The sequence below is a fragment of the Bacteroides difficilis genome (assembly GCF_048319815.1).
GTDB lineage: Bacteria > Bacteroidota > Bacteroidia > Bacteroidales > Bacteroidaceae > Bacteroides > Bacteroides zhangwenhongii.
Map to the genome: position 1 here is coordinate 1,087,488 of NZ_CP182814.1, position 22,866 is coordinate 1,110,353.

10 protein-coding genes are annotated in these 22,866 nt (G+C 42.4%); 6 read left to right on the forward strand and 4 right to left on the reverse strand.

The window, feature by feature from the left end; genetic code table 11:
* The 6 genes from ACNOGP_RS04160 to ACNOGP_RS04185 all read left to right on the forward strand — a co-directional run bounded on the left by ACNOGP_RS04160 (nucleotide 1) and on the right by ACNOGP_RS04185 (nucleotide 14,421).
* Complete coding sequence (locus ACNOGP_RS04160; RefSeq protein ID WP_418214139.1) at nucleotides 1–1,659, forward strand: DUF5597 domain-containing protein; 1,659 nt, start codon at nucleotides 1–3, stop codon at nucleotides 1,657–1,659.
* A gap of 57 nt (nucleotides 1,660–1,716) precedes the next feature.
* The gene (locus ACNOGP_RS04165; RefSeq protein ID WP_418214140.1) at nucleotides 1,717–2,949 is read left to right on the forward strand and encodes a BACON domain-containing protein; all 1,233 of its coding nucleotides are present in this window, start codon (nucleotides 1,717–1,719) and stop codon (nucleotides 2,947–2,949) included.
* Nucleotides 2,950–3,169: 220 nt separating this feature from the next.
* Entirely contained in the window at nucleotides 3,170–5,956 is a 2,787-nt protein-coding gene (locus tag ACNOGP_RS04170) for a triple tyrosine motif-containing protein (protein WP_418214141.1), read from the forward strand.
* 210 nt (nucleotides 5,957–6,166) lie between these two features.
* Nucleotides 6,167–8,440: a glycoside hydrolase gene (locus tag ACNOGP_RS04175; RefSeq protein WP_418214142.1), complete on the forward strand. Its 2,274-nt coding sequence runs from the start codon at nucleotides 6,167–6,169 to the stop codon at nucleotides 8,438–8,440.
* Between the two features lie 43 nt (nucleotides 8,441–8,483).
* Nucleotides 8,484–10,763: a beta-glucosidase BglX gene (gene bglX, locus ACNOGP_RS04180; protein WP_418214143.1), complete on the forward strand. Its 2,280-nt coding sequence runs from the start codon at nucleotides 8,484–8,486 to the stop codon at nucleotides 10,761–10,763.
* A 4-nt stretch (nucleotides 10,764–10,767) separates the two neighbouring features.
* The gene (locus tag ACNOGP_RS04185) at nucleotides 10,768–14,421 is read left to right on the forward strand and encodes a family 78 glycoside hydrolase catalytic domain (protein WP_418214144.1); all 3,654 of its coding nucleotides are present in this window, start codon (nucleotides 10,768–10,770) and stop codon (nucleotides 14,419–14,421) included.
* A gap of 88 nt (nucleotides 14,422–14,509) precedes the next feature.
* On the opposite strand, the gene ACNOGP_RS04190 is transcribed toward ACNOGP_RS04185, so the two are convergent.
* The 4 genes from ACNOGP_RS04190 to ACNOGP_RS04205 all read right to left on the reverse strand — a co-directional run bounded on the left by ACNOGP_RS04190 (nucleotide 14,510) and on the right by ACNOGP_RS04205 (nucleotide 22,848).
* A complete protein-coding gene (locus ACNOGP_RS04190) occupies nucleotides 14,510–17,083 on the reverse strand; it encodes a glycosyl hydrolase family 95 catalytic domain-containing protein (RefSeq protein WP_418214145.1) in 2,574 nt (857 codons plus the stop codon).
* Nucleotides 17,084–17,621: 538 nt separating this feature from the next.
* Complete coding sequence (locus ACNOGP_RS04195) at nucleotides 17,622–18,395, reverse strand: radical SAM protein (protein WP_195476888.1); 774 nt, start codon at nucleotides 18,393–18,395, stop codon at nucleotides 17,622–17,624.
* 80 nt (nucleotides 18,396–18,475) lie between these two features.
* Nucleotides 18,476–20,509: a DUF5117 domain-containing protein gene (locus tag ACNOGP_RS04200; RefSeq protein ID WP_418214146.1), complete on the reverse strand. Its 2,034-nt coding sequence runs from the start codon at nucleotides 20,507–20,509 to the stop codon at nucleotides 18,476–18,478.
* Complete coding sequence (locus tag ACNOGP_RS04205) at nucleotides 20,506–22,848, reverse strand: zinc-dependent metalloprotease (protein WP_418214147.1); 2,343 nt, start codon at nucleotides 22,846–22,848, stop codon at nucleotides 20,506–20,508. The genes ACNOGP_RS04200 and ACNOGP_RS04205 overlap by 4 nt, the downstream gene beginning before the upstream one ends.
* Between the last annotated feature and the right edge of the window lie 18 nt (nucleotides 22,849–22,866).

The following is a 22,866-nucleotide window of genomic DNA, read 5'->3' on the forward strand; positions in this document are numbered from 1 at the left end:
ATGAAGAAACTAATAACAACAATACTGTATTTTACCTTTTTACTAGGAATTTCAATTAAAGCTGAAGTTCCCTCCAAACTAATTAGAAATGAAAACGGAAGCTGGCAACTGATAGTAAACGGAAAACCATTTATCATGCTGGCAGGTGAATTGCATAATTCTTCCGCCTCTACCACAGAGTATCTGAATAGCCTGTGGGGGCCATTAAAGACACTGAATCTGAATACGGTGCTTGCCCCGATTGCCTGGGAGCAGTTTGAGCCACAAGAAGGTACATTCGACTACACCCTGATAGACAGCCTGATAAGCGGAGCACGAAAGAACGGCCTCAAACTGGGTATCCTTTGGTTTGGTAGCTGGAAAAACGGTGAATCGAGCTATGCTCCCACATGGGTGAAAGAAGATACCAAACGATTCTTCCGCGTGAAAAATGCAGACGGCAAAGACATTGAAACGCTTTCCCCTTTCTGCGAAAACACCATGAAAGCAGATGCAAAAGCCTTCAAAGTATTGGTAGAATACATCAAGAAAGTAGACCGGGGAACAGGAACAGTCATCGCCCTGCAACCGGAAAACGAAGTAGGTATCTTCCAGGATATGGACTACTCGAAAGCATCACTCAAAGTTTACGAACAAGAGGTACCGCAAGCACTTATCCAATATATAAAGAAAAACCGGAAGAACCTGCGTAGCGAGCTGCTTTCTGTTTGGGAAGAAAACGGAGCTAGAACTTCAGGTTCCTGGAAAGATGTTTTTGGAGATAATGCTTGGAGCAAGAGTTTCTATACCACTTGGCAATATGCGACTTATATTGATTATGTAGCTGCAAGTGCAAAGGAGATTTATCCACTGCCTGTTTTTTGCAACTGCTGGCTGGTGCAGAAAGCCGAAGATATGCCGGGAGTTTACCCCAATGGCGGACCGGTATCCCGTGTAATGGATATATGGAAAGCCGCCGCTCCCCATGTCGATGTACTGGCACCAGATATCTACCTTTCCGATTTCAAAAATATCGTAGCAGACTATCATCGGGCCGACAATCCCCTGTTGATTCCTGAATCAGTCATGAAACCGGCAAATGCTTTCTGGGTGTTCGGAGAACATGGTGCACTTTGCTATTCACCTTTCGGGATTGAAGACGGGGTAGGCAATTTCACTTTCGCACAATCCTACAAGGTATTGGATGAGTTAATGCCATTCATCACCAAACATCAGGGAAGTAACCGTATCATTGGTGTGATGAAGACAGCAGATGAATCGGAACGCACAGTCACTATGGGAGATTATCAGCTACGTATCACTTATGATGCCGAAGATGCCTATGGAATGATTATCCAGAATGAAAAGAATGAATTCATAGTTGCCGGAATCAACTTCAAAGTGCACTTTGCTTCTACCAATCCCAAAAAGATTGGCTATATCAAACAGGTATGGGAAGGTGGTTACACCGACGGCAAATGGAAAGCAACCCGTTTGCTTAACGGTGATGAGACTTACCACAATGCCGTACTGATAGCCAAAGGACGCCGTACTCTGACATCGGAAAAGGTTAACGATTACAATGCTGACCATACGGATGAGATTTTTGTTTATTCGCCCTCGTCGTATCAGGCTATCTGGAGTCCGGGCATCTATCGTGTGACGACTTACCTCCGATAAAACTGACTTATTTATATATGAATAGGTCCTAAGATTCACATTAAACAATTAGAAAGTATGAAACACATATATAACCTGTTTATCTTCTTATGCGTATCTCTTACTTTATGGAGTTGCAAAGACTCCGAAGAGATAGCACAGGCGTCTTTAACTCTTAATAATAACGAGTTATCCTTTACCGGATTCAGAAGTAGCCTGGCCGTCAAAGTGGATGCCACCCGCCGCTGGAACGCCATTCCGTCCGACTACTGGATCAGCGTAAGCCCCGATCATTATCCCGGAGCAAACGAACATTTTATCGCTAATGTAGCAGTGACGGTCAGTGACAACGAAACCGGACAACCACGTGAAGGCCGCATCACTTTCTTCCTGCAGGATGAAGAAATAGCAACTCTTATTATCAAGCAGGACAAGCAAAATGAAGAAGAAAGACCTGAAGAGGAATTTCCTATTACCTGGGCTAATCTACAATGGGCCGCTTCGACTTCCATCACCGAGGGAGAATCTTTTGAGGCCGGTTCCTGTGTATTTGCCGACGGTATCACCAACGCTATGGAAAGTACTACCGGAGAAGGAATTATAGCCGATATCGGCTATTCATTGAGTGATACGGACCCGTCCGGACCGGACTGGACTTGGACTTCAAGTACGGACGACTGCTGGTTCAATGGAGATTGGGGAGATAACTTCTACTATCAGGGACATATCAGCGGACTTCCTGCCGGTACTTACTATTACACTTTCCGCATCCGTAACGGCTCCGGTCCTTACAAATACGCAGGAACAGGCGGACTATGGAATGGAATCGACAACATAAACGGGACATTCGAAGTAAAAGAAGCATCCGGAGGGGGTGATGACGGCGATGATGACGATGGTATAGATTACAGCAAACTGGTTATCAGTTGGGTAAATCTGCAATGGCGTCAGGACAACTCTCCCAAGAAAGGGGAAGCTTTCAATGCAGGTTCAAAGATTGAAATCAAAGGACTAACCGATCTGGAAGAAGCTGCCACTTCCGGCAATAAGCATCTGACATGCGAAATCGGCTACTCTGCCACAAGTTCCGACCCGTCAAGTGACGAATGGATATGGACTACTTGCCCTTGGAGTGGTGACTGGGGAAATGAATGGTATTATCAAGGCTTTACCTCCGAAATACCCGAAGCGGGAACATACTATTATTCATTCCGTTACAGGATTGATGAGGGTGCCTATACATACGTCGGAACAAACGGAATATGGGATGGCACCAATAATGTCTGTGGCACATTCGAGGTAGAGGAATAACACACCCGATTTGGTGGACATATAGATTCAGCACAATAGGCATATATACCCGGCACGGTGGACATATATACACAGTACAATGAATCTATATGTCCACCAAACTATTCCTCTAAGAATCTGCCAAGCCATATTTTTCAAAGAAGAACCACCCTTGATAATTGTCTGCTCAAAATTTCTTTTTACCTTTGTTACCGGTACACATCTGCTAAGTATAATACAAATGAAATACTGCTGGATTTTTCTTTGGCTTTGTATATTGCCTTTCGCCTGTATCACTCCGGGTACAGCGCAGACTCCCGTGCAGATCACAAACTATAACTATAAAAACTACAAAGGCGGGATTCAGAACTGGGGAATTACGATCTCTTCCGAACAGATTCTTTATAGCAGCAATAACAATGGATTACTAAGGTATAACGGAAATGACTGGACGCTTCTCGAACCGGATGAGCGCAGTACCGTACGTGCAGTACGTTGTATCGGTAACAGAGTCTATACGGCTGGCGACAACAACATCGGTTACTGGGAATACGATACGAACGGAAAAATCATTTATACTTCTCTCTTGCCTCTGGTTAACAAACTGGGAATGAAAGGAGAGACTTTCTGGAGTATTGGTGAAACCGAGGGCAAAGTTTACTTTCATTCTTTTGGCAACATCATCTGTTATGACGGCAAAGTCATGGATTACCTGCTTAAGAATGACTGTTGTGTTTCTCTTTACCAAGTCAAAGAAAAACTATTTACCCAGAAGTGCGGAGGAGCTCTCATGCTGATTCATAAAGGTAAGCTCGAGACTTTTTGCGATCAGGCAGTCTTTGGGAACGGCGAAACCAAATTCATGTTTCAAATAGCCGATAACGAGTACCTGATAGGGCAATCTGACGGAAAGATATATTCATTAAAAAACAATGAAATAGGTTTGTTCATGCAATTGGAAAATGAGACTCACATTCCTGTGCGGATAGACTGCGGAAGTATCTGGAAAGATGAACTGCTTGCTGTCGGTACGATAGGTGACGGACTGTTCCTGATAGACCTGAAAAATAACCGACAGACACATTACCATTCTTCACAACTGCAAGATCTCAACATTCACGGCCTGTGTTTTGCCGATGAAAACTCCCTCTGGCTTTCACTCGACAACGGTATCTCATCCATTATCCTCGAACCGGCAACCTACCTCTGGAAAACCAATACCGACATAGGAACTTTCTTTGATGCAGCTCATTTTAATGGAAAAACGTATGTTGCCTCCAATCAGGGCATCTATCTTTATGAGGAAGACGGAAAGAAAATACCGACTTCCATATATCCTCTGCAATTTTGCAATCTGAAAAACGAACTATTGTGCGGCACTACGACACAACTGTTTAAAATGACTCCGCAACGTTCCAGTTTCGAACCGTTCTGCAACATAAACGGAGTACGGCAATTTGAATACGTAGCCGACCACGGGGACGAATACATCTTCCTACGTTCTTATTCCGGAATCGCACTACTCGAATACAAAGACAATACTTGGAAATACCGTTCTTTGCTCATGAATACTGGAGATTATGCGAGTATCATGCCGGAGAATCTCCATACTGTATGGGCTATTCATCCCGAAAAAGGTATTTATCGTTTGCGCATCAACCGTGAATTGACCGAAGTTACGGAATTTGATAACTTCTCCGAGATTGACGGATATGCCAATTACAACAGAATCAGCTTATTTAAAGTTGAAGATAAAATTCTGTTTGCCACCCCGAAAGGAATCTATCAGTTCGATATTTCAGGGAAGAATTTCAACAGGCTGGAAAACATAAGCAAAGAGATATTGTATCTGGACAAGCTCCAGTCTGTCAAAACTGCATACAAGAACGATATCTGGGTGGCAACAGATGAAGAGTTATTTCTGTATCATATAGCAGACTTATCTGCTGAACCGGTTATGCACTGGCCTTTTGTAGATAACGAACTGATGCTTTATGACAAGCACTACAATCTTAAATCTATCAATGATTCCATCACGTTTGTTTCCACTTGTGAAGGGACGGTCGTTATAAATAATAAGATGGTCAGCCGCTGCACGGCCAATCCGGCTCCTCTGGAGATGGAAACATTTTGCTTTACCGACAATAATAATATCGTTCATTATGCAGATTTCCACCAGCAAGAAATAGAACTTCCCAATACAGCCACCAATATCACCATTCAGGTAACTACAGGATTGAGTACACACACTACTTCCATCTCTTACCGGCTACCCGGAGTAACCAATGAATGGAGCTCGTGGCAGACTTCGGGAACCATTTATTTCACTAATCTGCCCTCCGGTTCTTATCAGCTTGAAATAAAAGACAGTAATCAGAATTCACTGATTATTCCGATAGTCGTCTCTCCACCTCTCTATAAACGGACATGGATGATTGCACTGTATGTTCTCATACTGCTGGTTATCACAGCCGGTATAGTAATGTTTATCAGTGAACGCAAACGGAAGAGACTTCTCCGGAAATACGAGGAAGAGCAGAAAAAACATGCAGAAGAATTGCAGCAACAGGCTTATGAGCAATTACAGGAAAAGGTAAGAAATCAGGAAAGCGAACTGAAAAACCGTATGCGTTTCCTTACGCAGAAGCAAGAACTATTGGATGCCATCTCTACGGAAGTGGAAACACAAAAGAATGAATTGGGAGAACGTTATCCCAACAAACTCTACCGCCGGCTTATGAAAATCATTCAGGAAGGAGCCACAGAGAAAGATAAGTTATTGTCCTTCGAGAATTATTTCGTAGAAGTACACTATGAATTTATGCTGCGTATGCAAAAGGCATATCCCGATTTGTCTCCCTCGGAATTAAAATTCTGTTGTCTGATACGGGCAAATTTGTCTACCAAAGAAATATCTGTTATTATGGGAATTGCTCTACGGTCTGTTGAACTGAAGAAATACCGGTTGAAACGGAAACTGAATCTGGAGCAGGAAAGCAGTCTGACTTCTTATATACTTACTATTTAGGTCGCCGGATAAACTGTATGATTAAACACTCATACCCACATTTAAAGAAATAGTCTTTTGATTATTAATCACTTAGAAGAAGATGATGTATGATTGTATCATCTTCTTTTCTGTTAAAACAAACAAGTGACGTATGTTTGATGTAATGATTCAGAGAAATAGTATTCATGGATTGTCTTACATTTGCTTCCGAACTCTAAAACGGAATCCATGAAAAACAACAGACTACCTTATCCATTCAATCCAACCGGTAGACGAAAAATGAACCGCTTGCTCCTATACTTGGGAGTATGGAGCTGCACGTTTCTGCCGTTAATAGCACAAAATACAGTATTCGATCCTTTATTGGATGCATCGTGTAAAATTCTTCCCGTAGAAGAAGCCACGAGCTGGAATAGCAGTTATATGTGGTATCCGGGACAATTAAGCGCACATCTTCAGCGAATACAAAAAGAAAAGTCGGCCGAACGTTGTGTAAACGTAGGCTATCCCGGCAATTTTACGAAAGACGCATACCGGACGTTTTTCCGGAAAGAACTGACGCTCTCTGAAGAAACGGAAATCTGTTGGAATGCAACAGGAAATGTAACTTTTTCTATCAACGGAAAAAAACAAAATACAACCGGAAAAGGGCAGACAGTAGGAACCGGAACATTTAAACTGATGCCTGGAAAACACTTGCTGCTTTTTGATGTGACAACAGATAAACAACTTCCCGCACTGATCGTAAAAGGAGAAAATGCAGAAAATATAGAAAAATGGCAAGTAAGCCTGGACGACCAGCACTGGAACCTGCCCGAAACAGATGCAAGATACAATAAACCGGGAAAATCTCCTGATGACGAACAGGAACTGACAGTATCTATCCCGGCAAAACAATTCATCATAGTACGAAATGCGACTCATAAAAATGGTATATTAGAAATAGGTAAAAATGGTTGTTTACTGGTAGATTTTCACCACTTGGAAGTAGGAAGTGTCATTTTACAGGCTTCCGGTAGTGGCAGAATCTCTTTCAGTGTAGGAGAATCGCCGGAAGAGGCTCTGAATGAGAATGTAGGAAGTCTTGAACAGAAAGCTGTTAAAACTTATGTTCTGACTGATAAAATACAGGAAATCAGATTGCCCGAACGTGCATTGAGGTATTTGAAAATTTCCTGCGATCATCCCTCTACAGTGGCTTCTATCCGCTGCGATGCCAAAGTGTGGCCGGTTGAATTCCGGATGCAATTTGAAAGTGACAACGAAGCTCTCAACAATCTTTGGAGAGCGGGTATAGCTACTTTACACACATCCATGCACAACTTTTATCTGGATGGAGTGAAACGCGATTATCTGCCGTGGTCAATGGATGCTATAATCAGCGCATTGGGTGGTGATTATGTATTTGGCGACCGGCAAGTAGCCCGCAATGGAATCTCCATTGCCCTGATGCCCTTCAATCCGAAAATTTCCGATTGGGGAATCGTGGACTATCCTTTACACGCTCTTATCGGACTTAAACAGGATTATCTACATTATGGAGACCTTAGTACTTCACTGATGTTTAAAGACCGTATTCTCCAACAGCTAGCACTTTATGAATCCATTCAGGATGAGAACGGATTTTTAGCGGCTGCACCTCCCACCACAGGTTTTATCCCAGGGTGGTCCCGTAAAATGGGACCGGATGATTTCGGAATAGCCGCATACGGACAAATGATGTTATATCAGAATTTTAAAATTGCTGCCTACTTTGCCCGTCTCTGGAAAGAACATTCCCTTGCCCGCCACTATGAACAGAAAGCCGGACAACTGGGCAAAAACATTATAACTTACTTCTGGGATAATGAACGGAAGGCTTTCATCAACGGCTACCGGACAGATGGAAGCAAAGACGACCGCATCTCGCACCATGCACAATATTGGGGAGTGCTGACAGGACTTTACCCGGAAGAGAATTACCCGTATTTATTCGACAAAGTAATCCCGTCTATCCCATTCTATAAAGAAAACATCAGTTATGAGAAAGGATATGAGTACCTGGCATACATAAAAGCCGGACGTATCAAAGAGATGTTTGCTCTATTGGATGATGTCTGGGGCGATTGGCTACGCCAGGGAAATACCCGGTTTCCCGAAAACTTCTCATTGAATAGTCCATTGGAAAAACAACTGACATTCTATGAACGCCCGTTCGGACTAAGCCTCTGCCACGGAGCAAACGGTGTACCTCCGATCATTGCCATACTGCACGGTATTTATGGCTTTTCACAGTCCGATCAGCAAATTTCAGAATACACCTTACGACCGGATTTACTCGAATTGAATTGGGCGAAAGGACGTATACCTGTGAAAGAGGGATATATCAATCTTAACCTGACCAAACAGGGAAACTGTTCAATCGAGATACCTGATAATTGTATCGTACGACTTTATCCCGGTAAACAGTCTAAAGCAATTGTATGGAAAAAAGGAGGAACATATTCATTCACGATTCAATAATAATCGACGATTCTTATTCAAACTAATTTAATTCCTTGAAAATATGAACAGAAGAACACTTTGGAATGTAAGCCTGATATTACTAAGTTCATTCATGTTGGTGCAATGTACCCCCAAAGGAAATGACAAGTTCATTGACGACCTGATGAGCCAAATGACTTTACAAGAAAAAATAGGGCAGTTGAATCTATTGCCAACCGGTCCTATCACAACAGCAAGTGGCCAGAATACAGATATTTTAGATGATATCCGCCGTGGAGAGGTAGGTGGAATCTTCAACTTGAAAGGAGTACGGGATATCAGGATAGCGCAAGATATTGCCGTCAAAGAAACCCGCCTGGGCATACCGATCTTGTTTGCCATGGACGTAATCCATGGATATGAAACCATCTTCCCCATACCTTTGGCCTTATCTTGCTCTTGGGATATGGCAGCTATCGAGAAATCGGCACGCATAGCAGCATGTGAAGCAAGTGCTGACGGTATTGCATGGACATTCAGTCCAATGGTAGATATCTGTAAGGATGCCCGCTGGGGGCGTGTTGCAGAAGGTGCAGGCGAGGATCCGTTTTTAGGGGCAGCCATAGCAAAAGCAATGATTAAAGGTTATCAGGGAGAAGGCTTGAAAAACAACAATGAAATCATGGCTTGTGTAAAGCACTTTGCCCTTTACGGCGCATCTGAATCCGGACGGGATTATAACATGGTAGACATGAGTCCGAACCGCATGTATAACGAATATTTTCTACCTTATCAGGCAGCTATTGAGGCAGGAGCAGGAAGTGTTATGAGTTCTTTCAACGATATTAACGGGATTCCGGCAACTGCAAACAAATGGTTACTGACCGATGTATTACGTAAACAATGGGGATTTAACGGGCTTGTTACAACTGACCATTCTGCAATAGTAGAATTGACCAACCATAGCATAGGTGACTTGGAATCTGTCTCTGCCCGTGCATTACAAGCCGGTACTGATATGGATATGGGGTCACGTGCCTTTGTAGCACAACTGGAAAAAGCACTGAAAGACGGAAAAATTACAGAAAACGATATTGATATTGCTTGCCGCAGAGTTCTGGAAGCCAAACAAAAGTTAGGATTATTTGAAGATCCTTACCGCTTTCTATCCGACGAACGGGCAGAAAGCGAGATTTACACAGAGAGTAACCGGGCGGAAGCACGCAAAATCGCAACTGAAACATTTGTACTTCTAAAGAACGAAAATCAACTATTACCATTGCAACGCAAAGGCAAAATCGCATTAATTGGCCCCTTAGGCAATACCAGAACTCAAATGCAGGGAACCTGGGCAGTAGCTGCTGTACCTAGTAAGTACAGCACAATCCTTGAAGCGATGCAACGTAATGTAGGTGAGCGTGCCACAATACGTTATGCCAAAGGGAGTAATTTCATGTATGACGAGAAATTTGAGGAACGCACTTGGGTAAACAAAGGGGAACTGCCACATCTGGACGATGAACAATTGCTTAAAGAGGCACTGGAAATCGCCAACTGGTCGGATATCATTATAGCTACTTTAGGCGAACCGGCAGAGTTGAGCGGAGAAAGCAGTTGCCGTACTAATCTGGAAATGCCCGATGCACAACATGATTTATTGCAAGCATTGGTAAAAACAGGAAAGCCGGTGGTTTTACTGCACTTTTCCGGTCGCCCCACTGTGATGAACTGGGAACAAAAGAATGTTCCTGCTATTATGAATGTATGGTTTGCAGGAAGTGAAACGGGAGATGCGATCTGTGATGTTATTTTCGGCGATGTTTCACCTAGCGGCAAACTAACCACCACTTTTCCACAGACAGTAGGGCAGTTGCCGATGTATTATAATCACAGAAATACAAGTCGTCCACAGGACAAAGATAAATGGTTCGAGAAATTCCGGAGCAACTATATTGACGTAACGAATGATCCTCTTTATCCGTTTGGTTACGGATTGAGTTATACCACTTTTGATTATTCACCCATGAAATTGAGTGCAAACGAATTGAATATAAAAAATGACTCATTGATTGCTAGTATCACCATAAGCAATAAAGGTGAATATGATGCCGATGAAATCATTCAAATGTATATCCGTGATATAGCAGGCAGTATCACCCGTCCCGTCCAGGAGCTGAAAGGTTTCCAACGTATTCACTTAAAAAAAGGGGAAAGCCGTGAGATTACTTTTACTATCACACCGGAACTGCTTAAATTTTATAATAATGACTTGGGCTTCGTATGTGAACCGGGTGAATTTGAGTTGATGATCGGTCCGAATAGTCGTGATGTGGAACGTTGTAAGTTTATTCTGACCGAATGATAGTATGAGGATAGTAAGCAACAAAATAAAATGTATATCATTCATTTGGTTACTGCTCTTTCCTACTACCGTATGGGGAGCAACTTCTTTAGTCAATCTGAAAGTACAAAATACAACAGAGCCGTTAACCATTGAAGACAAGCATCCATTATTCAGTTGGCAAATGCAATCGGACATTACAGGGCAAAAGCAAACTGCTTACCAAATAACGGTCGTCCGCGAAAGTGACGGACATACCGTATGGAACAGTTACAAGGTAGAATCCGGCCTTTCTCATAACATCAAATATATGGGTGTTGCCCTACAACCTGAAACAAGTTATCATTGGGATTTAAAAGTCTGGGATGCTACAGGAAAAATTTATCAGGCTTCTTCCCGTTTTGAAACCGGACTGATGAATTCTAAAATATCTGCTTGGAATGGTGCCCAATGGATCGGCTCAAAAAGTCTGAATCTAGATGCTGCTTCAAATAATTATTTTGAGTTATCCACCAACTTCCAGTTACTTAAAGGCTACAAGATTTCTTTCATACTGGGAGCTAATGATTTCCGTTTGACAGATGATTTTCAAAACCCGGATAATTTATCCGGCCAAAACTATATCCGTATAGAGATTGATTTATCCGGAGTAGGGGCGGAAAATGGAGCTATCTTGAATATCTATCGTATAGGGTACGCAAAAAACGATTCAGAAGATGTTCCATTTCTCACAATCTCGAAAAAGCACTTCCTACAAACAAATATTAACGAACTGTTCACAAAGAGAAATATCAAACAGCCCCATACAATTACCGTCCATGTAGAAAACAGCAATCTGTCTTTTTTCATTGATAAAAAGAATCTGTTTGCTTTAACAGATAATGAAATGAATTCGGCCATAAATTCTGCTACATCTTTCAACATCGGTCCCTGGGGAAATACACACGATTTTAACACACTACCTCATCTTTGTTCTATCGGTTTTGCAGCCATGCCTAAGTGTGAGGTGCTCTACACTGACTATCATATAAAGAACTGTGGACATAGTGAGAATAATGTAACATTCGATTATAGGAACTATTCTATATTTGAAGGTCTGCCTAATGTCATAATAGAAAACAAGAAAATTCTGGTACAAAATAAATCGGAAGTAATGACTATCGGATATAGTGATCCTAGTCATTCTTCACTCACCATGCTACGTACAGTAATTTCGACAAATACAAACAAAAATATAAGGAAAGCGAAAATATACGTAACTGCCATGGGTGCTTATGAGATGTTTATTAACGATAAACGAATAGGTAAAGATTGGTTTGCACCCGGTAATAGCCAATATCGTAAGATCCTGGGTTATCATGCTTACAACATAACAGATATGCTGAATAATGGCAACAATTGCATCGCTGCTTTACTGAATCCGGGTTGGTATACAGGATTCATGACTTACACCACGTCTAATTTCAATTTCTTCGGTGATAACGAAGCCTTGCTGGCAAAACTAGTGGTTATGTATGAAGACGGTAGCAAAGAGATTTTCGTTACTAACCGAAACACATGGAAAGTTTATAAAGACGGACCCATACGTTTCGGTAGCTTCTTCCATGGAGAACGTTATGATGCAAACAAAGAAGCTTTAACCGAAAATTGGACAAAGCCTGAATACAATGATAGTCACTGGCAATCCCCAGATATCATCAGCCAACGTGATTGGATCGATTTCGATATTGTAGCACGGCACGATGAGCCTGTTCGGGTACGTGAAACATTAACCGCCAAACAGGTGATGCCCGTACACAGTGCTGATAAACATACATACATTTATGATATGGGCGTTAACATGGTCGGAGTGCCGTCCGTTACGATCCCTGCAGGATGGTTACAGAAAGGGGATAAGGTTATAATCCGCTATGCCGAACAACTGTATCCGGGCCTCTGTGGAGATAAACAACATTACGTAGATACTTATGGGAAAAAAGGCAGAAATATAGCAGGGCGTCCTCTCTATGAGACCATGCGTGCCGCACTGGTTTCAGATTTCTATATAGCCAAGGATGAAAATGCCGTAATTATTCAACCGACGACTACCTATCGCGGCTATCAATACGTACAAATAACAATTCCCGGTCATAAAGATCCGTTACCTCTTTCTCACGTGAAAGGCCTTGTCCTCTCTTCCGATCATTTGCCTACAGGAAATTATGAAGCTACAACAACCGACGGAAAAACCGGAAAACTGGTTAATCAATTATTTAAGAATATACAACGAAGCCAACTTGGCAATTTTTTCACGATACCTACCGACTGTCCACAAAGAAATGAACGTATGGGATGGACAGGTGATGCACAAGCCTACGTAAGAACAGCAACCTACAACTCCGACGTATTAAACTTTTTCCGTCAATGGATGGTCACTCTCCGAGCCGACCAAGGAGTGGGAAGCACAACGGAAGTACCAGGCGGGATAGGCGTAACAGTCCCTGCTTACTATAAATCGGATGACCTTACTTTCCCCGATGGAACCACGTGGGCGGCCGCTATATGTATGGTTCCCTGGCAATTATATGTGCAATACGGTAATACACAAATAATAGAAGATAATATAGAAGCAATGATGGCATGGCTGAACGGTATGGATTTCTATGATTTCAGCAAGAATTACCCTCATTTATCGAGCAAAACCGGAGGATTGGCAGACTGGTTGGCAATGGATGACCGGACACCATCGGATATGCTCAATAACGCCATTTATATTTATATGATGGAAGTTACAGCATATATGGCAGAAGCAATCGGACACACCGACTACGCAAAAATATTACGGAAGCGTCATACACTTGCCAAAGCAGAATGGAACAAAGCATATGTAGACCCTGCTACCGGTAAAACCAAAACTGTAGACGGAAAAATAATTCATTCACAGTCTTCTTATGCCACTCCATTAAATTTCAATTGTTTCAACGATGAATACAAGGCTAAAGCCGAATCTTATTTGGCAGAACTTACCATACATCCCTCTCACAGTGGTGAAGGAGAGCTACCGTTCCTTCCATATACCATTACTACCGGATTCTCGGGAACACCTAATATACTACCAGCTTTGAGCCGTTCCGGACATCATAAAGAGGCCTATCGTATGTTTACCTGCACCAATCTTACTTCCTGGCTTTATCCGGTGACAAAAGGAGCAACTTCCATTTGGGAACGATGGAACGGTTATGAAGTCGCTTTCGGAAAGAAAAATGAAAACCATATGAATTCGTTCAATCATTTTGCTTTAGGGGCTGTGGGGCAATGGATGTTTGAATATCAACTAGGTATCACAAACGATCATCTAAACGGTAAGTGCGGATATAAACATTTTATCCTACAACCTTCAATTGGCAATAATTATCTGTCATTATCGGGGAGCTATCATTCAAATTACGGAGAAATAAAAAGCATATGGACAGCTGACGGAAAAGGAACTATGACAAGTTATCAGACAACAGTTCCGGCTAATACAACAGCAACTCTTTATTTACCCATTCCTGAAAAGATTGAAGAATTCAATAATATCCCCGGAGTAAGGTTTATACAAAAAACATTTCACCTCTCTACTTCAGTAGCAGAATATGAACTGGAATCCGGTACATTCAGATTCATAATCAATAATCACCAGGTTGTTGTTCACAATTAAAAAACGTTTATTTTCTGATATCTAAAAGACAATTTTCCCCTCCACTAAAACGTGTGATTGTTGTTCCAGTGAAGGTTTCATTTCTATTCTATTTAATTCTATATGCCTTTCCTGAGGAAGTAGGGAATGAGATCATATCATCTGCTATGACCCTCACAGAAGTACCGGAAACTTTTAAATTCTTTGCATCCGGGCACTTGACAATACATTCCTTACCTGAATAAGAGGTAATAATAACAGACGTTATTTTTCCATTGCTCCATTCAACATCCACTTCAAAATTACCTCTGGCTTTCATACCTTTAAAAGAACCTTCTTTCCATACGTCAGGCAATGACGGAAGCAATTCGATGTACCCTCCGTGACTCTGCATCAGCATTTCCGCCACACCAGCCGTCACCCCGAAGTTACCGTCAATCTGGAAAGGAGGATGTGCATCGAACAAGTTAGTATATACTCCCCCAAAGCTAGCACCGGGGTTTGTTAGTTTCAATGCACTTTCCAATAACTTATGTGAACGGTTACCGTCATGTAAACGTGCCCAAAAGTTCAATTTCCATGCCTTACTCCAACCGGTACCCGCATCTCCACGTGTATTTAATGTCACTTTCATGGCTTCCGCATATTTATTGTCCCGCTCACTTCTGCCTGCAACGATGGCAGATCCCGGATGCAGCCAAAATAAATGATTGGTATGCCGATGTCCACCGTCTCCACTGATATCTTTCGTCACTTCATCTTTCCACTCCATGAACTGTCCGCCCAATCCAACTCCCGGACCGGAGAGCTTGGCAAACGATGTGCTGATTTCCTTAATCTCCGGATCATTTTCTCTGCCCAGCTCTTTGCTCGCCTTAATCATGATATCGAACATCTCCCAAATCATCGCCTGCGAGGTAGAACATCCCAACGAATATTCACCATGCTCAGGAGAATGAGAAGGGTTGGCAACCAACATTCCATCACGTTTATCCGTCCATAAGTTATCTACCCAAAAGAGAGCGGCTTGCAACATAATGTCATAGTACTCCTCCAAGAACTTCCTGTCTTGATTAAATTGATAATATTCCCAAATATCCTGGCACATCCAGATAGCACCTGCCGGGAAATGATGAGGCGTATCCTTCTTGGCAGGAGCAGTATTGCTCCAAATATTGTTCTCATGATGTGTCACCCAACCTCGCACAGGCTTGCCGTCCGGACGGCAATAATAATGCTGAGCAGTATATTTACCACGAGGAACAAGACTTTTCACATATTCCACCATCGGCAAATGACACGGACTCAAATTGGTTGGTTGTGTCGGCCAATAATTCATCTGTATATTAATATTGGTATGATAATCTGAATTCCACGCATTCTGAAGTTTGTCAGCCCAAACCCCTTGTAAATTGGCTGGCAATGACCCTTCACGTGAACTAGAGATGAGCAAATAACGCCCGAACTGATAGTACAACATTTCCAGATAAAGGTTATCGGCCCGTGAATTAGTATGTTCATCCATCCCTTTCAACAACTTGTCGGTAGTCACGACAGGTACCTTCTTCACATTACCCAAATTAATTTTCATACGATCATACAGGCTACGATAGTCTTTTTGGTGAGCAGCCAACAGTTTCCGATAACTTTTTGCAGACGCTTTCTTCAGAATAGCTTTCACCTTATCCAAAGGATCGCCCTTAGAAAAGAAGTTGTAACTATCATCCATACATTGAACATAGTTAGTGGCTGCCGACATGAGGACAACAATTTCTTTCGCTCCTGTTACTTTAATCATGCCATCTACTGCTGAAATCCTACCTCCGTCATTTCTGACCATTACTTGCTGTGCATATCTCAATCCATCCTTCCAATGATCGCCCACACGCTTATCTCCACCTACCGGAGTTGGATAGCCTGTCATTGTGATGGTATTTCCTTCTGATATAATATTTTTAGTCTTATGTAATGACTCGAGTGCAATTGTACGTGAAAAACCTTCTTTACTATCTGATGTCAACCGGATTACCATTACGTTGTCCGGATAGCTCATGAAATACTCGCGCTTATAAGTTACACCACCTTCCTTATAACTAACTGTATGGATAGAATTATCTATATCAAGAGTACGATTGTAATCAGAATAAGTCCTGTCCGGATTTCCGATATTATCATTGCTCTCCTTTACCTGTCCCTTGATACGAAGCGGAGCTTTAGGGTCGTTCGAAGTGATGATAATATTGCTTAATGTCTGAAATGAACCGAAATGTTCTTTTGTCCCAGCCATATTGTTGATATATCCACGTAATTCCGTACCTTCTCCATCGCTTTCATAATTGTGGGTAATGAGTTTACCCACAACATCAAAGTGTGCAGACTTATTGGTAGTAAATTCTGTCATTTTCTGTTGCAGGAGGTTTCTCGCTTTTTGGAGATTATCCTTATTGACTTCGGGAGTTCTCAAATGCCCTCCGTTATAATCAGGATCTTCGCCCGGTCCACCCGACCATAACGTATGTTCATTCGTTTGAATGACGTCAACATAAACACCACCGAAAAGCATGGCACCCATAAATCCATTACCAATGGGAAGCGCCTCGCTTTCCCATATTTTGGCAGGGGTGTTATAAATTACTTTCAGAGGAGGTTGAGAATTGTAATCCGTTGTTTGAGCGTTTGCCATATAGAACAGATTAAAAATCACACAAATCGTAACTATTGAAATATAGCTCACTTTTCTCATACTATTAGTTTTATTATTATATATTATATTTACTCTCCGGTATATTGGATGGTGCAAAAATAAGAGGCCCGACTTAATTTTTATTGAAATAAAGCATTAATAAAAAATTAATAATATTACATTTTAGGATATTCTTGATTCAGAATGTCAAAGTTAAGCCTATTAATCGCATTTTAATCGCTTATTAATAGAAAGAGGAATATTTTCTTTCGCATTAAATAATTTATCAACTTCTAATAAAAAGAAACAATGAAAAGATTTAAACTGATTTCAGGAGCTTGTCTCGCTCTACTTAGCGTTTGTACGGACGAAGCCATGGCAGACAATAATTCCGGAGAAGAAGATGGAAACAAGAATATTATAAACTGACAGATGGGAAGAACAAACTGCGTATTTTATGAAATCGATAAATGACTATTATTATGATATTTCCTTACATAGATAATATCATTAGGAAAGTTAAGATCCCACAGCTTCTTTAATAAGAAGCTGTGGCCGAAATCCCTTCTTTCTCCAGTAAAGCCACAATACGATCTAATTCTTCATGTGTAGCCTTCTGCAGATCATGGTCGGGTGTTTCCCGGTCAATCGTATAAATCATCACTTGACGGGGAGCGATTTCTTTCACCGCTTCTATCCAGGGAAGCACATATTTATCAGATGTATTATTCATGTCCTTTCCCTGATAGCCTCCTTTCAGAAACATCGTTTGTACGATGCAGTTTCCTTTGAACTCTTTCATCTTTTCGATGATTTTTCTCACAGAGTATTTTCCATTAGGACGGTCCAACAGATGGATATATTCTTCATCCACTGTATCCAGTTTCAGAATATTATTATCTACCTTATTCAATGCTTCGAACACGGCAGGACGATCAATAAATGTAGAATTACTCAATACACTGACTTTCGCATTTGGGAAATACTTGTCGCGAAGTGCGAGTGTATCTTCTATGATCTCCGGAAAATGAGGATGCGCAGTAGGTTCTCCGTTTCCGGCAAAAGTCAATACATCGGGCGCAGGACCATTTGCCTGCATATCCTTCAGCTTCTCTTCAAGAACCGCACGGACTTCTTCACGGGTTGGAAGATGTTTCTTTGTACGGTGTTCGGCATTGAAGCCGCATTCACAATAGATGCAGTCGAACGAACAAACTTTACCGTCATCCGGCAATAAATTAATTCCCAAAGAAACACCCAAGCGGCGGGAATGTATAGGACCGAAGATGGGTGAAGGAAAAATAATAGTCATCTTTCTGTTATAATTTACTTCTTTCAGTTACTACTCACTTCATTAAGTACGACAAAGATAACTCAAAACTTACAAAACATTTACGAAACGGAACGAAAATACTGCTCTATCCTTTGCAAAAAGAGTAAATATAGTTCACGGACTTCCATCTGTGAATGAGTAACGCTAAGTTCTTTTAACTTGCCATACAAGCCGTGTAGCTCATTCTCCAAACAGCCAGTCGCATACTTATGTTCACCGGAAGCCCCACGCACAACATCTAACCACGCTTCCAAACACAGCAACTGAATATCCAACTGTGCATAACTGATCGTTAACTCCGAATTGAATCCATTAAATAATCCTTTATACAGGTCTTGGAAAAACTCCGGATAGCCACATCGGATATAATTCTTTTGCAGTAACCGTTTGAATAGTTTCCTCACCTCAGGATATAGCAAATCATTTCTGTTTTCCAACAAATTCGCCTTCACATAATCACACTCCATTTCAAGGGTCGGATGGAACAAATATTTGTCTAAATTCATCATTGCCTGATGTTGTACTTCAGCAGGTTGTCCCTCACGGATATTTTCAGCAATCCCCGCCAAATAAGAAGCATACAACTGAATGGCTTTTCTATAAAGCTCGCGTAACGAGCTACTTTTCCGAGCTGCTTTTTCTTTGTACACAATCTTATCCAACTGACTAAGTACCGTCTGTAGATGAACGATCTTCACTGCATAATCTTCCGGCCTCTCAACAGCATGGAAATCTCCCAGCCAACGACGGAGTTTCTCACGCTCATCATAGCAATTCCCGGTACCTTTCAAAGGAACATAACCGAAATAAATAGCCCGTTCATCTTCTTCTCCAACTTTCAAAGGTCCATTACACACTGCTTTTGAACGTACTTCACTCAATCCCAACAAGTGCCCGACCTCTTTGGTCACTTCGTTCTGCAACAACTCTTTTGCAACTTCCTTTGAGTAGCGGTCTGTCCGAATACGTGAATCAGTTGCACCGCACGTCAATAGGTAATTATCCAGCAGCCCCTTCATAAAACCATGCCCTATGTTCAGTCGACATGAGAGAATCTCTCCTGTTCGGGGATGATGAGTCAAGCTACTTTTCACTCCCGGCATTCGTAAGTCATAAGAGATAAAGGCAGATTGCTCCGCCGACACAACTCTACGGTCAGCGTATTTTACCTGCAAAACCGGATGACGTAACCCCGCTTTGCGGAATGCTCCGTTCCACGCTTCTACTCCCGACTTCACCGCCTTGAAATATTCTTGCGGGAAAAGCGTGTCCACATAAAAGGTTAGCGGCTTTGACAAATCCCAACGAAGAATCAACGAGTCTTCCACCATACAATAAGGATCTTGCGAATAATCTTTAAAATGTAAGGTACGGTAAGGTATTCTGTTATCCGCCAGACGAATTCTGTCCTTCTTCTGCGGAAGCAGACGGAGCACACAAGTCACTTCCAGAGGCATACTGCCGTCGGGTAACATTATAGCCGAACTGGAATATACATATCTTTCGGCCTCCACTCCATGATAGCGCTTTACAGTGAATGATACTCCCTCATCAAAAGGATGTATTCTCACCACTTCGGACAAGGCGGGAACGAGCGAACGAATAAAACTATGCTGATAACTGAACCATTCGTCTCCATTCAACAGATATTCCGTGATCCGAATGATAGCTCCCCGCTCTCCGGAATAGGACACTACCGGATAGCTGATTCCTTCCGGCTGTACATTGGACAATGAAAAAGCCTGCTGATAAACACTTTCCGTATCTAGTATACGTTCCATATAAAACGGCTGCTGAAAGCAGACGGTTCCTTCAGTAGGAGAGGTGATACGCACCACTCCCAAACCATTGGCGGGACGACAGAGCAAATCAAAACCTCTGTCGATCTGCGCACTGATTTGCATTTCACGACCAATATATTCGGAAGGTATCTCCAAGTATACTTCTCCGTCCGCCACATAGACGGGAAATACTCCATCTATCTTTTTCATTCCTTCAACGAAGAACTCCTCAAACGGTCTGACTGTCTCCTGTGCTTGCACAAGTGCACCGACACATAGTAATATAAAGAATAGTACTCTTTTGTTTTTCATAAATTTCTTTCTATCCCTTTCTCATTATTAATTTTCTTCAATGCCTGCCTCGCAGCTATCAATAACCGGGACGAAGGTATCTTCTCCGGGTTTTCCGTCAGTTTCAGCAAACTACTTACATACAGTGCCTGTATCTTATGCTTTGCAGCATCCACTAAAGCGGAATCCACTGATGTACTGTCTGTCCTTTCCGTAAACAATCCCTCATGTACACCCTGCAAGAATTCATCTACCGAAAGCATACCCTCACACGCATTCTCCGATTCCTCCACCTTCCGAAGGGAACGTATCAAATCCGGCATCAGTCCCTCATAAAAGTGTTCCAATTCTTTAGCGGCATTCAATTCCAAAGGAGTAGTGAGCGATTCGTTAAACAGCCACACAGGCGGTTGTAAGAAGTAGGTTTGCACGAACTTCAAAGCCTTCCGGTTATAATCCGCTTTCTCCGGCAGGTAGATATTATCATTCTCCAAACCGGCAAGGCGCTTTCCGCCAAAATGCGACAAGACATGCCGAACCCAATTTGTATAATGCTGGACGATAGACTGATAACGTCCTTGCAACACATATAAAGAGACTTTATCCGTCACTCTCCAAGCCTCCGGCTGCGCACAGATATATTTCAGATTCTCTATTCCCTGCGTATTAATGGCGACATGATCATTGCCTAAATCTTCCATCTGCGACTCCACATCTACTCCTGCCGAAAAATGCAGCCAAGGGTTCTGCTGCTGTTTTTCATTCCATGACCTTCTGTTCTTTTCCCTTTCCCTAGCGTCCTTTCCCGGAAATATCCGATAGCCCCATTCGATAGCCCATCTGTCATATTTACCAATACGAACACGCCTGTTCTTCAGGTCGACTTTATCGCCGGGCCGCAACGCATAGTTGCAACGCACATAATCCATGATGGAAGTTCCTATCCCATTGCGGTTCAGAAATTCATTATCCCGCAATTGTTCTATGGAATAATGAGAACTACCCAGAAAGTTGTGTTCCAGTCCTAGTGTGTGACCGACTTCATGAGTCAGCACCAGCTTGATAAGTTCATATTGCAAAGAATCCGGCAATACGATGTCCCATGCTTGAGGATCATTGGCACCGCACTGGACAAAGTACCATTTCTGTACCAAATTCAAGACACTACTGAAAATGCCGATGTGGCAGGCGATAATCTCACCCGAACGGGATTCGCAAGGAGTAGGGCCGTACGCATTGTTCAGACCGGATATCTTCCATGAAATGAACGGATAGCTGCTGTCATAGATACTAAACTCCGGATTTTCTTCTGCCGTAGGTGCCAGACACGCATCTATCGCATTCTTAAAACCCGCCTGTTCAAAAGCCGGTTGCCAGTCGCGTACGGCTTCAACGATACAGTTAATATACTTTTCAGGCGTATTGCGGTCTATATAGAAAATGATGGGTTGTACAGGCTCCACCAATTCCCCTTTCATATACCTCTCTCTGTCTTCGGGACGTACTTCCAGCCGCCACCGTTTAATAAATGCTTTCCGACGGGAAGGGTTATCTCCCTCGAAGACCTCTTTTCCAATAGCAAAATAAGAACCGCCATCAGCCGTGACTGCCTCCAAAGGTTGCTCGGACAGTAAACGGATACACAATCCCGTATCCCAATCACCTATATAAGAAGGAGTTTCCGGCTGTCCCGGCAGTCTTAACGATGAGCTTCCGTACTTACGGGATATATGGAACAACAGACGATCTTGATAACCGGTGATTTCTTTTATGTGGTCTTTATCCCTCTGACGCGAACCGATCGACAAATCGAAAGATACGATATCAAGCGTAAACAAAGGAAAGTCTTTCAATATTGAACCTACTTCCACCAATGAACTTCTTTCACTTTTTGCCCGAATAGGCAACGCTTTATAGAGCCTGTCATTTCCTCGCTGGGCAGCGATACGAGCGTATGTTCCCACGGTACCCTCTACTATTCTTTCATTCAATGGGTCTACCATCCACAATTCATTTCCCTGCTTGCGGAGACTGAAGAAAACAGGACCTATCATATCGCCTGCATAACCGAACTTCTTCTCCATATCCCGATAGGGACGGGCAGGAGCCGCCAAGATAGTGGTAGTAACAGCAAACTCACGTCCCAGCAATGAATCGGGTACTTCCCAATAAAGGCGATCGCCATTGCGATAAGTGGTGAACATACCGGGAATGACTTCCACAGAAGATTTCTCTCCCGTTGATAAGTCATCTTTTGCCAATGACTCTTTTTCAAGAAAAGCAGCAATGTCCGGCTGCTGCCCGTACACACAGGTACAAACAAAGACGGACATTGCTATATTGATTATTCTTTTCAGCATAAGAAGTAATACATATCA

Bases quoted from the DNA above. Each gene is read 5' to 3' on its own strand.
- ACNOGP_RS04160 (WP_418214139.1), top strand. From the start codon at position 1: ATGAAGAAACTAATAACAACAATACTGTATTTTACCTTTTTACTAGGA.
- ACNOGP_RS04165 (WP_418214140.1), top strand. From the start codon at position 1,717: ATGAAACACATATATAACCTGTTTATCTTCTTATGCGTATCTCTTACT.
- ACNOGP_RS04170 (WP_418214141.1), top strand. From the start codon at position 3,170: ATGAAATACTGCTGGATTTTTCTTTGGCTTTGTATATTGCCTTTCGCC.
- ACNOGP_RS04175 (WP_418214142.1), top strand. From the start codon at position 6,167: ATGAAAAACAACAGACTACCTTATCCATTCAATCCAACCGGTAGACGA.
- bglX (WP_418214143.1), top strand. From the start codon at position 8,484: ATGAACAGAAGAACACTTTGGAATGTAAGCCTGATATTACTAAGTTCA.
- ACNOGP_RS04185 (WP_418214144.1), top strand. From the start codon at position 10,768: ATGAGGATAGTAAGCAACAAAATAAAATGTATATCATTCATTTGGTTA.
- ACNOGP_RS04190 (WP_418214145.1), bottom strand. From the start codon at position 17,083: ATGGCAAACGCTCAAACAACGGATTACAATTCTCAACCTCCTCTGAAA.
- ACNOGP_RS04195 (WP_195476888.1), bottom strand. From the start codon at position 18,395: ATGACTATTATTTTTCCTTCACCCATCTTCGGTCCTATACATTCCCGC.
- ACNOGP_RS04200 (WP_418214146.1), bottom strand. From the start codon at position 20,509: ATGAAAAACAAAAGAGTACTATTCTTTATATTACTATGTGTCGGTGCA.
- ACNOGP_RS04205 (WP_418214147.1), bottom strand. From the start codon at position 22,848: ATGCTGAAAAGAATAATCAATATAGCAATGTCCGTCTTTGTTTGTACC.